This window comes from Klebsiella sp. P1954 (assembly GCF_018199955.1).
GTDB lineage: Bacteria > Pseudomonadota > Gammaproteobacteria > Enterobacterales > Enterobacteriaceae > Klebsiella > Klebsiella pneumoniae.
The window spans coordinates 3,157,669-3,170,986 of sequence record NZ_CP073373.1 but is presented as its reverse complement, the minus strand read 5'-3'; the positions used below and the strand labels follow the sequence as shown (position 1 = coordinate 3,170,986).

The following is a 13,318-nucleotide window of genomic DNA, read 5'->3' as shown; positions in this document are numbered from 1 at the left end:
CTTTCGTGTTGTCCTTAAATACGCGCTTCCGCCAGGGAAAGCGCGCAAAAATTAGCGCAAGAGGGGATCAAGTCCACCACGTGAATCAAGCGCATACAAGTCGTCACAGCCGCCAATGTGCTGCGCATCAATAAAAATCTGCGGAACCGTCGTCCGTCCGCTGCGCTGGATCATCTCCTCACGCTTCGCGGCATCGCCATCGATCGGCAACTCATGGAACGTTACGCCTTTGCTGTTCAGCAGCGCTTTCGCGCGGATGCAGAACGGGCAGGTCGCTTTGGTGTAGATCTCAATATTGGCCATGACTTCACTCCTGTTGTTACCCTGAGGGTTTTACGCCGCAGCCTGTGTTCCCTTCACGTCAGGCGTGAAGGAGAAAACGCGGCGGCATCACCACGCGAGGTAAGTTATTTGCCGCGTACCAGAGGGAGGTTTTCGCCGCTCCAGCCAGCAATGCCCTCTTTCAGTACAAAGACTTTTTCAAACCCGGCTTTGTTCAGCGCGCTGGCGGGCTCTTGCGCCTGCATGCCGGAACCGTCTACCACAATAATGGGTTGCGATTTGTGTTTTTCCAACTCGCCGACGTTATTGGCTTTGATATCGCTGGGCAGCAGGTTAATAGCGCCGGCAATATGGCCTTTACGGAAATCGTCACGCTGACGCAGGTCGACCACCACCGCATCTTCTTTATTGATAAGACGCGTCGCTTCACCACGGGTGATGACTTTAACTTTCGACATCAGCCCCTTGAAGGTGGTGAACACTACCGCACCCAGCAGCGCGATCCACGCGATGCTCAGGACCGGGTGACGGCCGATGAATTGCATAATTTCTTGCATGGGGGGTTACAACTCCCGACTAAGTGAGAAAAAAACCAGGAAAGGAGTATACCTGTGCCTTGCGGCAATTACAGCCAGTGAGCGCGATGTAATGTATTTTCTGCGGGCGGTGGCGAAAAAAAGCCGCTCTCGCTGACCCGGCGCGGCCCGGCCGCTCCCTTTCTTTGATCTTTCACGGGGATTTAAACGATTCAGCTGTAGTAAAATTACGCAAAATTTCTGTCTTTGAGCATGAGGTTGTCGCAATGTCGGTTTCTAAAAAACCTATGGTACTGGTGATTCTGGATGGCTACGGCTATCGCGAAGACCAACAGGATAACGCCATTTATAGCGCTAAAACGCCGGTAATGGACGCGCTGTGGGCCAAACGTCCACATACCCTGATCGATGCATCCGGTCTCGAAGTCGGCCTGCCGGACCGTCAGATGGGGAACTCCGAAGTAGGCCACGTCAACCTGGGCGCCGGTCGTATCGTCTATCAGGACCTGACCCGTCTCGATGTGGAAATTAAAGAACGCACCTTCTTCGCCAACCCGGTACTGACCGCCGCGGTCGATAAAGCGGTTGCCGCCGGCAAAGCAGTACATATCATGGGCCTGATGTCGCCAGGCGGCGTCCACAGCCACGAAGATCACATCATGGCGATGGTGGAGCTGGCGGCAGAGCGCGGCGCTGAGAAGATCTACCTGCACGCCTTCCTCGACGGCCGTGATACGCCGCCGCGCAGTGCGGAAAAAACGCTGGCGACATTCGAAGCCAAATTTGCCGCGCTGGGCAAAGGTCGCATCGCGTCGCTCATCGGCCGCTATTACGCCATGGACCGCGACAACCGCTGGGATCGCGTAGAACAAGCTTATGATCTGCTGACCCTGGCCAAAGGCGAATTCCAGGCCGATACCGCCGTCGCGGGTCTGCAGGCCGCCTACGCCCGTGACGAAAACGACGAATTCGTGAAAGCCACCGTTATCCGCGCCGCCGGCCAGGCCGATGCCGCGATGGAAGACGGCGACGCGCTGATCTTCATGAACTTCCGTGCCGACCGCGCGCGTGAAATCACCCGCGCCTTCGTCAACGCCGACTTCGACGGCTTTGCGCGTAAGAAAGTGGTTAATCTCGATTTCGTGATGCTCACCGAATACGCCGCCGACATCAAAGTCGCCTGCGCCTATCCGCCCGCCTCGCTGGCCAATACCTTCGGCGAGTGGATGGCGAAGCACGATAAAACCCAGCTGCGCATCTCCGAAACTGAAAAATACGCTCACGTCACCTTCTTCTTCAACGGCGGCGTAGAAGAGCCGTTTAAAGGCGAAGAGCGGATCCTGATTAACTCGCCGAAAGTGGCGACCTACGATCTGCAGCCGGAAATGAGCTCCGCCGAGCTGACCGAGAAACTGGTCGCCGCCATCAAAGGCGGAAAATACGACACCATCATCTGTAACTACCCGAACGGCGATATGGTTGGCCATACCGGGGTGATGGAAGCAGCCGTAAAAGCGGTTGAAGCGCTGGATCGCTGCATCGACCAGGTGGCTCAGGCGGTGGAATCCGTTGGCGGCCAGCTGCTGATCACCGCCGACCACGGCAACGCCGAGCAGATGCGCGACCCGGCCACCGGCCAGGCGCACACCGCCCATACCAATCTGCCGGTTCCGCTGATCTACGTCGGTAATAAAGCGGTCAAAGCGGTCAACGGCGGCAAACTTTCCGACATCGCCCCGACCATGCTGTCGCTGATGGGAATGGAAATCCCGCAAGAGATGACTGGCAAGCCGCTGTTCATCGTGGAATAATCCTTCCCCATGAGGGGAAAGGCGATGTATTCAACTACATGGATCGCAGCGGCAGTTCGATCCGTCCTTTACGCCAGCGCGCTCAGCGCTGGCGTATTGCTGTGCGCGTCATCTGCGCATGCCGACGATCGCGATCAGCTAAAGTCCATCCAGGCCGACATCGCCGCCAGGCAGCGGGCGATTAAGCAACAGCAGCAGCAGCGCGCAAGCCTGCTCGCCCAGCTCAAAGCGCAGGAAGAGGCGATCGCCGCCGCGGCCCGCAAACTGCGCGAAACCCAGGATAGCCTGAACCAGCTCAATAAGCAGATTGACGAGATGAACGCCGCTCTCGCGAAGCTGGAGCGCCAGCGCGCGTCTCAGGAGCGGAACCTCGCCGCGCAGCTCGATGCCGCTTTCCGCCAGGGGCCGCATACCGGCATCCAGATGGTGCTCAGCGGTGAAGAGGGCCAGCGCAATCAGCGGATGCAGGTCTATTTCAGCTATTTCAACCAGGCCCGCCAGGAGACTATCGCGGAGTTGAAGAAAACGCGCGAAGAGATGGCGGTGCAAAAGTCGATGCTCGAAGAAAAACAGAGCCAGCAGCAAACGCTGGTCTACGAGCAAAAGGCCCAGCAGGCGAAGCTGGAGCAGGCGCGTAACGAACGGAAAAAGACCCTTTCCGGCCTGGAGTCTTCCATTCAGCAGGGTCAGCAACAATTAAGTGAATTACGGGCTAACGAATCGCGCCTACGCGGTCGTATCGCCCAGGCGGAGGCTGCCGCCAAAGCCCGCGCCGATCGGGAAGCACGCGACGCGCAGGCGGTGCGCGACCGCCAGCAGGAAGCATCGCGCAAAGGCACTACCTATAAACCAACGGAAAGTGAGCGTTCGCTGATGTCACGCACCGGCGGGCTGGGCTCGCCGCGCGGTCAGGCGTTCTGGCCGGTTCGCGGTCCGCTCCTTCATCGATATGGCGAACAGCTGCAAGGTGAACTACGTTGGAAAGGGATGGTTATCGCCGCGTCTGAAGGCACCGAAGTCAGAGCCATTGCCGATGGTCGGGTCATTCTGGCCGACTGGCTGCAGGGCTATGGTCTGGTGGTGGTGGTCGAACATGGCAAAGGCGACATGAGCCTGTATGGCTATAACCAAAGCGCGCTGGTCAGCGTTGGTACCCAGGTGCGTGCCGGCCAGCCTATCGCGCTCGTAGGCAGCAGCGGCGGTCAGGGCCGTCCGTCGCTCTATTTCGAAATTCGCCGCCAGGGTCAGGCGGTCAATCCACAGCCGTGGTTGGGAAGATAAGTTTTGCTTCAATTTCGCGCAATTGCTCTTGCCGTAGCCGGTTCGCTGGCTCTGGCGGCGCCAGCGTTCGCTGGCAAACTCTCCATCGTTATTGACGATTTTGGCTACCGCCCGCAGACCGAGAATCAGGTGCTGGCGCTGCCGGCAACTATCTCCGTCGCCGTGCTGCCGAACGCGCCGCACGCCCGGGAAATGGCCACAAAAGCGCATAATCAGGGCCATGAAGTGCTCATCCACCTGCCAATGGCGCCGCTCAGCAAACAGCCGCTGGAAAAAGACACCCTGCGTCCCGAAATGAGCAGCGAGGAGATCGAGCGCATTATTCGCGAGGCTTACGGCAAAGTCCCTTACGCCGTCGGGCTGAATAACCATATGGGCAGCGCGATGACCTCCAACCTGTTTGGCATGCAGAAGGTGATGCAGGCCCTGGAGCGCTACAATCTCTATTTTCTCGACAGCGTCACCATCGGCAACACCCAGGCCATGCGCGCCGCGCAGGGTACCGGCGTGAAGGTGATTAAGCGCAAGGTGTTTCTCGACGATACGCAGAATGAAGCCGATATCCGCAACCAGTTCAATCGCGCCATCGCCCTGGCGCGGCGCAACGGTTCGGCGATAGCCATTGGACATCCGCATCCGACGACGGTGCGGGTGCTGCAGCAGATGGTCTATAACCTGCCGCCGGATATCACGCTGGTGCGCCCGAGCAGCCTGCTGAACGAGCCGCAGGTCGACAACTCGACGCCAAACTACGCCCAGCCGCCTGCGCAACAAACGCAGCAGAAGCCGCGTAATCCGTTCCATGGCGTGAAGTCTTGCAAACCGAAGCGCCCACTGGAGCCTGTGAACGCCAGCCGCTTCTTCACTATCCTCAGCGATAGCATCAGCCAGAGCGCGCTGATCCAGTACTATCGCCTCAAATGGCAGGGCTGGGACAACCCCGGCAACTAGACCACTCAGGGGTCCGTTCGCTTTTGCGCGACGGGCGCCTGGTTATCTTCGTGGGCGTACCACGCCTTAAAATATTTCAGAAAGCTGTAAAACGTCGCGTACAGGCCGGTCACCACGCCGACCTTGCCATAGCGCCACGCCCCGCTAAACAGATACCACTTAAAGAAAGCGCCAATGGCGCTGACGATCCCCCGCGTCAGCGAAGGTTTGATCTGCTGGTACTTCACCACCCGGGTGGTATAGCTGTTCAGCTTATTAAACACTTCATGCAGCGAATAAAAGGTATCGTGGCGAACGAAGCCCGGCAGCCTGACGGAGCTCGCGTGTCCGACCACCTGGTCATCCACCGGCCGATCGTTAAACCGCGCCTGCTGGCGGTTAAAGAGGCGCACCGGATAATCTGGTGAGGAAATGGGGTAGATAGTCCGTACCTGTTTGCCTAGCACAAACCAGTAGCGCGGCAGACGCCAGGCGCAGGTCGGGTCAGGCTCCTCCCCCGCTTTTAGCGCCTGAATGGCCGTCACCACGTCATTATCAAGAATTTCGTCGCTGTCCATGCACAGCACCCAGTCATGGCTGGCCAGCCCGATGGCATAGTTCATTTGCGCGCCGTGGGCTTTATAGGCATGGTGATGGACGGTGAGACCAAACTGCTGGCAAATAGCGACGGTTTCGTCGGTACTGCCGGAGTCGACGACGATACATTCATCGGCCACCTTCAGCAGAGGCGGCAGCACCTCCATCAGCAGGCGCGCAGAGTTACAGGTCAGTAAGCATACGGAGAGTTTAAGCATGATAGTTACAAAGTTAAACTGCGACTAAACACACTGTATAAGCGAATAACCGTAAAATCGATGTAGAAATTGTGCGCTTAATATTAAGCAGGCTAAAAATGTTATCCAAATCTAAATTAAGGCGCCCGCAGGCGCCTTTTTTGCTGATTTTTACGCCAGCATGGGGGATTAGTCCCAGCTCAAAACCACTTTACCGGACTGGCCGGAGCGCATCGCGTCAAAACCTTTCTGGAAGTCATCAATGCCGAAGCGGTGGGTGATGATCGGTGAGAGATCCAGACCAGACTGGATCAGCGCCGCCATCTTGTACCAGGTTTCGAACATTTCGCGACCATAGATACCTTTGATAAACAGCCCTTTGAAGATGACCTTGGTCCAGTCGATGGACATATCCGACGGCGGGATACCCAGCATCGCGATACGGCCGCCGTGGTTCATGGTATCCAGCATGCTGCGAAAAGCCGGCGGCGCGCCGGACATCTCCAGACCCACATCGAAACCTTCGGTCATCCCCAGCTCGGCCATCACGTCATTAAGGTTCTCTTTGGCCACGTTCACCGCGCGGGTAACGCCCATTTTGCGCGCCAGCTCAAGACGGTACTCGTTGACGTCGGTGATCACCACGTTACGCGCGCCGACGTGTTTCGCTACCGCCGCCGCCATCACGCCGATCGGACCGGCGCCGGAAACCAGCACGTCTTCCCCGACCAGATCGAAGGAGAGCGCGGTGTGCACCGCGTTGCCGAACGGGTCGAAGATAGACGCCAGGTCATCAGAGATATTGTCGGGGATTTTAAAGGCGTTAAAGGCCGGGATCACCAGATACTCAGCAAAGCAGCCCGGGCGGTTGACGCCCACGCCTATGGTGTTGCGGCACAGATGGGTACGGCCCGCGCGGCAGTTACGGCAGTGGCCGCAGGTGATATGCCCCTCGCCGGAGACGCGGTCGCCAATCTTAAAGCCGCGCACTTCCTGACCAATCCCCACCACTTCGCCGACATATTCGTGACCGACCACCATCGGCACCGGAATGGTCTTCTGCGACCACTCATCCCAGTTGTAGATGTGCACGTCGGTCCCGCAAATGGCGGTCTTGCGGATTTTAATCAGCAGATCGTTATGGCCGACTTCCGGTTCCGGTACGTCGGTCATCCAGATGCCTTCTTCCGCTTTCAGTTTGGATAACGCTTTCATCTCATACCCTTATTAGGCGATGACGCCCAGTTGTTTGCCGATGCGGGTAAAGGCTTCCACCGCACGCTCAATTTGTTCAGGGGTATGCGCCGCCGACATCTGGGTGCGAATACGCGCCTGGCCTTTCGGTACCACCGGATAGAAGAAGCCGGTGACATAGATCCCTTCTTTCTGCAGCTCGCGGGCAAAGTTCTGCGCCACCACCGCCTCACCCAGCATCACCGGAATGATGGCGTGGTCGGCGCCGGCCAGCGTGAAGCCTGCCGCGGTCATTTTTTCGCGGAACAGACGCGCGTTAGCCCACAGGCGATCGCGCAGGTCTGCCCCCTCTTCAACCATCTCCAGCACTTTGATGGAGGCGGCCACGATGGCCGGCGCCAGAGAGTTGGAGAACAGATACGGACGGGAGCGCTGGCGCAGCCACTCAACCACCTCTTTGCGCGCGGCGGTGTAGCCGCCGGAGGCGCCGCCCAGCGCTTTACCCAACGTGCCGGTGATGATATCGACGCGCCCCATCACATCGCAGTATTCGTGGGAGCCGCGGCCGTTTTCGCCGACGAAGCCGACGGCGTGGGAGTCATCGACCATCACCAGCGCATCGTATTTATCCGCCAGGTCGCAAACGCCTTGCAGGTTGGCGATCACGCCATCCATCGAGAACACGCCGTCGGTGGCGATCAGCACGTGACGCGCGCCGGCCTCGCGAGCTTCTTTCAGACGCGCCTCCAGCTCTTGCATATCGTTGTTGGCATAGCGGAAGCGCTTCGCTTTACACAGACGCACGCCGTCGATGATCGAGGCATGGTTCAGGGCGTCGGAGATAATGGCGTCTTCCGGGCCGAGCAGCGTTTCAAACAGGCCGCCGTTGGCGTCGAAACAGGAGGAGTAGAGGATCGCGTCTTCCATACCGAGGAAATCGGCCAGCTTCTTCTCCAGCTGCTTATGCGTATCCTGGGTGCCGCAGATGAAGCGTACCGAGGCCATCCCGAAACCGTGGCTGTCCATGCCGGATTTCGCCGCGGCAATCAGTTCCGGGTGGTTCGCCAGACCCAGATAGTTATTGGCGCAGAAGTTAATCACGTGGCTGTCGCCGACGGTAATGTCCGCCTGCTGCGCCGAGGTGATGATGCGCTCTTCTTTGAACAACCCTTCGGCCCGAGCGGTCTCCAAATTGCTAGTTAACTGTTTGTAGAAATCACCACGCATTGCAACTCTCCAGATTCGGCAAAATTTGGCACATATTACCCAAAGCTATACGCTGATACGAGATGATGCAGGCTTGAATGAATTATTTGCAGCATAAATCACGTCAGCCCAGCACCTTATTCTGCGAATGGCTGTAGGCTTGCTCATGTGGTGATATGATAAGAGCATTCATGTCCGGATTGTCTCCGGGCTCTCAACTTCAAAGGTACAGTTATGATCATCGTTACCGGCGGCGCAGGCTTTATCGGCAGCAACATCGTTAAAGCGCTGAATGACAAAGGCATCACCGACATTCTGGTTGTCGACAATCTGAAAGACGGCACCAAGTTTGTAAACCTGGTTGACCTGAACATCGCTGACTACATGGATAAAGAAGACTTTCTGATCCAGATTATGGCGGGTGAAGAGTTCGGTGAAATCGAAGCAATCTTCCACGAAGGCGCGTGCTCTTCCACTACCGAGTGGGATGGCAAGTACATGATGGACAACAACTATCAGTACTCCAAAGAGCTGCTGCACTACTGCCTGGAGCGCGAAATCCCGTTCCTGTACGCCTCCTCCGCGGCCACCTATGGCGGACGCACCAGCGACTTCATCGAGTCCCGCGAGTACGAACAGCCGCTGAACGTTTACGGCTACTCCAAATTCCTGTTCGACGAATACGTCCGCCAGATCCTGCCGGAAGCCAATTCGCAGATCGTCGGCTTCCGCTACTTTAACGTCTACGGGCCGCGCGAAGGCCACAAAGGCAGCATGGCGAGCGTCGCTTTCCACCTCAATACCCAGCTGAATAATGGCGAAAGCCCGAAACTGTTTGAAGGCAGCGACGGCTTCAAGCGCGACTTCGTCTACGTGGGCGACGTGGCTGACGTCAACCTGTGGTTCTGGGAAAACGGCGTTTCCGGCATCTTTAACCTCGGCACCGGCCGTGCGGAATCCTTCCAGGCCGTCGCCGATGCGACCCTGGCATACCACAAAAAAGGCAGCATCGAGTACATCCCGTTCCCGGACAAACTGAAAGGCCGCTACCAGGCGTTCACTCAGGCGGATCTGACTAACCTGCGCAAAGCGGGCTATGACAAACCGTTCAAAACCGTTGCCGAAGGCGTAACGGAATATATGGCCTGGCTAAACCGCGACGCGTAAGAAACAAGCATGAAAATATTGGTGGTAGGCCCGTCTTGGGTGGGCGACATGATGATGTCGCAAAGTCTTTATCGTACGCTCAGGGCGCGCTATCCCCAGGCGATTATCGACGTGATGGCGCCAGCCTGGTGCCGTCCGTTGCTTTCGCGCATGCCGGAAGTGAACGAAGCGATCCCGATGCCGCTGGGTCACGGCGCGCTGGCTATCGGCGAACGCCGTAAGCTCGGCCACAGCCTGCGCGAACGTCGCTACGATCGCGCTTACGTGCTGCCGAACTCGTTTAAATCGGCATTAGTCCCTTTCTTTGCCAATATCCCGCTGCGCACCGGCTGGCGCGGCGAGATGCGCTACGGACTGCTCAACGACGCCCGGGTGCTGGACAAAGACGCCTGGCCGCTGATGGTGGAACGCTACGTGGCGCTGGCCTACGACAACGGCGTGATGCGCTGCGCCAAAGATCTGCCGCAGCCGCTGCTGTGGCCGCAGCTGCAGGTCAACGAAGGGGAAAAGTCGCAGGCCTGCAGCGCCTTTAACCTGTCCAACGATCGGCCTATCATCGGCTTCTGCCCCGGCGCGGAGTTCGGCCCGGCCAAACGCTGGCCGCACTATCACTATGCTGCGCTGGCGAAAAAGCTTATCGACGATGGCTATCAGATTGCGCTTTTCGGCTCGGCGAAAGATAACGAGGCCGGCAAAGAGATCATCGCCGCCCTCAGCAGCGAGCAGCAGGCCTGGTGCCGTAATCTGGCGGGTGAAACCCAGCTGGAGCAGGCGGTCATTCTGATCGCCGCCTGTAAAGCTGTAGTGACTAACGATTCGGGGCTGATGCACGTCGCCGCAGCGCTGGACCGCCCGCTGGTGGCGCTGTATGGCCCGAGCAGTCCGGACTTTACCCCGCCGCTGTCGCATAAAGCGCGGGTTATCCGTCTGATTACCGGCTACCACAAGGTGCGCAAAGGCGATGCCGCCGAAGGCTATCATCAGAGCCTGATCGACATCACCCCAGAACGCGTCCTGCAAGAGCTGAACGAACTATTAGCGGAAAAAACCGAGCACGAGGAAGCGTAACGGATGCGGGTATTGATCGTTAAAACCTCCTCCATGGGCGACGTGCTGCACACGCTGCCCGCGCTAACCGACGCCGCGCAGGCTATCCCCGGCATCCGCTTCGACTGGGTGGTTGAAGAGGGTTTCGCGCAGATCCCCTCCTGGCATGAAAGCGTCGAGCGGGTGATCCCGGTGGCGATCCGCCGCTGGCGCAAAGCCTGGTTTTCCGCGCCGATCAAAGCCGAGCGTCAAGCCTTTCGCGAGGCCGTTCAGGCGGTAAAGTATGACGCCATCATCGATGCCCAGGGGCTGGTAAAAAGCGCCGCGCTGGTTACTCGCCTGGCGCACGGCGTCAAGCACGGTATGGACTGGCAAACGGCCCGCGAGCCGCTGGCGAGCCTGTTTTACAACCGCCGCCACCATATCGCGAAACAGCAGCACGCGGTGGAGCGTACCCGTGAGCTGTTCGCCAAAAGCCTTGGCTACGCGAAACCCCAGACCCAGGGGGATTACGCCATTGCGCGCCATTTCCTGCAGCACGAGGCTAGCGCTGCCGCGCCCTATCTGGTGTTTCTGCACGCCACCACCCGCGACGATAAGCACTGGCCGGAAACCCGCTGGCAAGAGCTTCTCGATCTGCTGGCCGACAGCGGCGTCCACATTAAGCTGCCGTGGGGGGCCCCGCACGAAGAGGCGCGGGCGAAGCGGCTGGCGGAAGGCCGGGAGTATGTCGAAGTGCTGCCGCGCATGAGCCTTGAGCAGGTGGCGCAGGTTCTGGCCGGCGCCCGGGCCGTCGTCTCGGTCGATACCGGGCTGAGCCATCTGACCGCCGCGCTGGATAAACCGAACTTTACGCTCTACGGCCCGACCGACCCGGGGCTGATTGGCGGATACGGTAAAAACCAGCATATCGTGCGGCCGGAAAACAGCGCCAGCACCGGCGATATTGCGGCCAGCCGGATTCATCTTCTCCTGCAAAATCAGGGGCTGCTCTGATGGGATCCCTGTTTAAGCAGATCTACCGCTATACGCGCCCTCGCGCGTATCGCCACAATGAAAATCTGTGGCCTTTTACCCGTATTACGCGCGCGCCAAGCGGCGAAATCAGCGCGTTACGCTATAAAGGGAAAACGGTGCCGCTGGTCAGCCTGAGCGCGCTGAAAAACAGTATGCAGGGTGAAGTCCTGCTGACCGCCACCGGCCCCTCAACCCGCAATATCGATTTTTCCCTGTTGTCGAAAACGATCCCGGTGATGGGCGTCAATGGCGCCTGGCATCTTGCCGACCGGCTGCACTTTTCACTCTATACCATCGTCGACATGGAATTTTTCGATAAGAAGCCGGACATTATCCGCGCCATTGTCAGCCAGCCGGATATTTTGCTGTTCACCACCATGCACGGGATCGCCAAAATCGTCGATCGCTATGGGGACGCGCTGCGCTGCCGTTTGGCGTTGATTGAGGACGGTTGCTATAAGATTTACCAGCCGAAAGTCGCCAGCGAAGCGATAAAGCGCACTTACCAGCAGAATGCGGCGATGTGCTTTCATCCTCAGCGCCCGGATATCTGTTTTAGCACCGATATTCGCCAGGGCATCTTTGATGCCGGCACGGTGGTCTACTGGGCGCTGCAAATTCTCGCCTGGCTGGGCTTCAATACTATCCTGGTGAGCGGCCTGGATATGACCAACTTTAACCAGCCGCGATTCTACGAAACACAACAAGAAAAATTGCCTTCTTACCTGGCAACAAAAGTGGATACCCTCGTCATGCCCTCCTTTGCGCATGCCGCGCAGGTACTGCAGCAACGCCAGATTCGGGTGATTAATTTTTCCCCAGAAAGCGCTGTGCCGGATACTATCTTCGAAAAGGTTGCGTTTAATGAGTACTTTAAAAGTGAGTAACTTCGCCAGACAGGGTTACTCGATTGTCTTTCCTTTGTTTTTATTTTTCAGCGCGATTTTTTGCATGTCCACCCGGACCAATAATCTGCTGCATTTATCGATCCTGCTGCTATTGCTGTCGCTGGTACGCCAGGAAAACCGCCAGGCGCTGGCCGGGGTGTTACGCGAGCAGTGGCAGACCTGGACGCTGCTGGCGGCTTTCTTTATCTATTACGCCCTCAGTAATGTGTGGGGCCATACGCCGCAGCATATTGACTCGCCGATCACCCACGGCGTGTATCTGACCGGGTATCTGTTGCTGATGACGATGCTGCTCAGGGACGGACGAACCCGCCGACTGGCGATGCTGGCGGTGGTCGGCGGGATCACCGTGCTCTCCCTGTGGACGCTGATTATCGACCATACGCTGGTTCTCACCGAACGAGCGGTCTCCCCCGAGAACCCCGGACCAACGAACGTTATCGACCTTGCCGGTTACTGCGGCATCGGCATTTTAATCTGCGGCATGCTACTGAAAGAAAAAGCCAGCCACTGGCTCTATCTGCCGGTGGTCATCATGCTGGTGATGCTGCTGCTCACCCAAAGCCGCGGGCCGATCATCGCCCTGGTGCTGGCGGTCGGCTGTACGCTGCACCTGCACGTCTTCACCCGCCGCAACCTGCTGATCGCCGCGGCGCTGGCCGTGCTGGTAGCGCTGCTTTTGGTCATGACGCCGGTGGGCGACATGCTGCTCGCCCGTTTCGAGGAGCTGGGCACCCAAAGCGGGCTGCGCCTGAGCATCTGGCACCATACGCTGTCGGAGATGGCCAGCCAGCCGTGGCTGGGGCGCGGTTTCAGCTATGAACTGGATTTCATCAACTACAGCGGCGAGCACATCACCACCACCCACAGTGTGTATATGGGCGCCCTGCTGAAAGGCGGCATCGTGGGGTTACTGCTGCTGTTGGCGATCATTGCCTGCGGGCTATGGCAGGCGTGGCGCAAGCGCCATACCGACAGCCGCTACAGTCTGGCGATCCTGTTTTACGCGCTGGTGTTTATGGCCTCGCAGGGGATGTTTATCATCAGCAATCCCCGGGAAACCTGGGTCCTGTTCTGGCTGCCGCTGGGCATTGCGCTCAGCAAAGGGTTGGCGGAAAAACGCTAACAAAAAGGGCCGTCAGCGG

13 protein-coding genes are annotated in these 13,318 nt (G+C 58.3%); 8 read left to right on the top strand and 5 right to left on the bottom strand.

Annotated elements, in window-relative coordinates; genetic code table 11:
* Positions 1-51 precede the first annotated feature (51 nt).
* Positions 52-303, bottom strand: coding sequence for a glutaredoxin 3 (gene grxC, locus KB890_RS15180; RefSeq protein WP_002922429.1), 252 nt, complete (start codon positions 301-303; stop codon positions 52-54).
* 104 nt (positions 304-407) lie between these two features.
* On the bottom strand, positions 408-839 hold the full coding sequence (locus tag KB890_RS15175; protein WP_002922436.1) for a rhodanese-like domain-containing protein: 432 nt from the start codon (positions 837-839) through the stop codon (positions 408-410).
* Positions 840-1,084: 245 nt separating this feature from the next.
* Here KB890_RS15175 and gpmM point away from each other — a divergent pair, with 245 nt between their 5' ends.
* The 3 genes from gpmM to KB890_RS15160 are packed head-to-tail and all read left to right on the top strand — an operon-like array spanning position 1,085 to position 4,861.
* Positions 1,085-2,629, top strand: a complete 1,545-nt coding sequence (gene gpmM / locus KB890_RS15170; protein ID WP_004152046.1) for a 2,3-bisphosphoglycerate-independent phosphoglycerate mutase — start codon at positions 1,085-1,087, stop codon at positions 2,627-2,629.
* Positions 2,630-2,638: 9 nt separating this feature from the next.
* The gene (envC, locus tag KB890_RS15165) at positions 2,639-3,910 is read left to right on the top strand and encodes a murein hydrolase activator EnvC (RefSeq protein WP_002922458.1); all 1,272 of its coding nucleotides are present in this window, start codon (positions 2,639-2,641) and stop codon (positions 3,908-3,910) included.
* Between the two features lie 3 nt (positions 3,911-3,913).
* Complete coding sequence (locus tag KB890_RS15160; RefSeq protein ID WP_002922459.1) at positions 3,914-4,861, top strand: divergent polysaccharide deacetylase family protein; 948 nt, start codon at positions 3,914-3,916, stop codon at positions 4,859-4,861.
* A 5-nt stretch (positions 4,862-4,866) separates the two neighbouring features.
* On the opposite strand, the gene KB890_RS15155 is transcribed toward KB890_RS15160, so the two are convergent.
* The 3 genes from KB890_RS15155 to kbl form a co-directional block, all read right to left on the bottom strand.
* On the bottom strand, positions 4,867-5,655 hold the full coding sequence (locus KB890_RS15155; RefSeq protein ID WP_020324196.1) for a glycosyltransferase family 2 protein: 789 nt from the start codon (positions 5,653-5,655) through the stop codon (positions 4,867-4,869).
* 168 nt (positions 5,656-5,823) lie between these two features.
* Positions 5,824-6,849 (bottom strand): L-threonine 3-dehydrogenase, encoded by a 1,026-nt coding sequence (gene tdh, locus KB890_RS15150; RefSeq protein ID WP_002922461.1) that lies wholly within the window; start codon positions 6,847-6,849, stop codon positions 5,824-5,826.
* Between the two features lie 12 nt (positions 6,850-6,861).
* On the bottom strand, positions 6,862-8,055 hold the full coding sequence (gene kbl, locus KB890_RS15145; RefSeq protein WP_002922462.1) for a glycine C-acetyltransferase: 1,194 nt from the start codon (positions 8,053-8,055) through the stop codon (positions 6,862-6,864).
* Between the two features lie 213 nt (positions 8,056-8,268).
* Between kbl and rfaD the strand changes: the two genes are divergently transcribed.
* The 5 genes from rfaD to KB890_RS15120 are packed head-to-tail and all read left to right on the top strand — an operon-like array spanning position 8,269 to position 13,299.
* Entirely contained in the window at positions 8,269-9,201 is a 933-nt protein-coding gene (rfaD, locus tag KB890_RS15140; RefSeq protein WP_002922463.1) for an ADP-glyceromanno-heptose 6-epimerase, read from the top strand.
* A 9-nt stretch (positions 9,202-9,210) separates the two neighbouring features.
* On the top strand, positions 9,211-10,269 hold the full coding sequence (gene rfaF, locus KB890_RS15135) for an ADP-heptose--LPS heptosyltransferase RfaF (RefSeq protein WP_004145251.1): 1,059 nt from the start codon (positions 9,211-9,213) through the stop codon (positions 10,267-10,269).
* Positions 10,270-10,272: 3 nt separating this feature from the next.
* On the top strand, positions 10,273-11,244 hold the full coding sequence (gene rfaC, locus KB890_RS15130) for a lipopolysaccharide heptosyltransferase RfaC (RefSeq protein ID WP_004152048.1): 972 nt from the start codon (positions 10,273-10,275) through the stop codon (positions 11,242-11,244).
* Positions 11,244-12,152: a sugar glycosyltransferase gene (locus tag KB890_RS15125; RefSeq protein WP_002922468.1), complete on the top strand. Its 909-nt coding sequence runs from the start codon at positions 11,244-11,246 to the stop codon at positions 12,150-12,152. Before rfaC ends, KB890_RS15125 begins: the two co-directional genes overlap by 1 nt.
* Positions 12,130-13,299, top strand: coding sequence for an O-antigen ligase family protein (locus KB890_RS15120; RefSeq protein WP_004164973.1), 1,170 nt, complete (start codon positions 12,130-12,132; stop codon positions 13,297-13,299). The genes KB890_RS15125 and KB890_RS15120 overlap by 23 nt, the downstream gene beginning before the upstream one ends.
* The last annotated feature ends 19 nt before the right edge of the window (positions 13,300-13,318 follow it).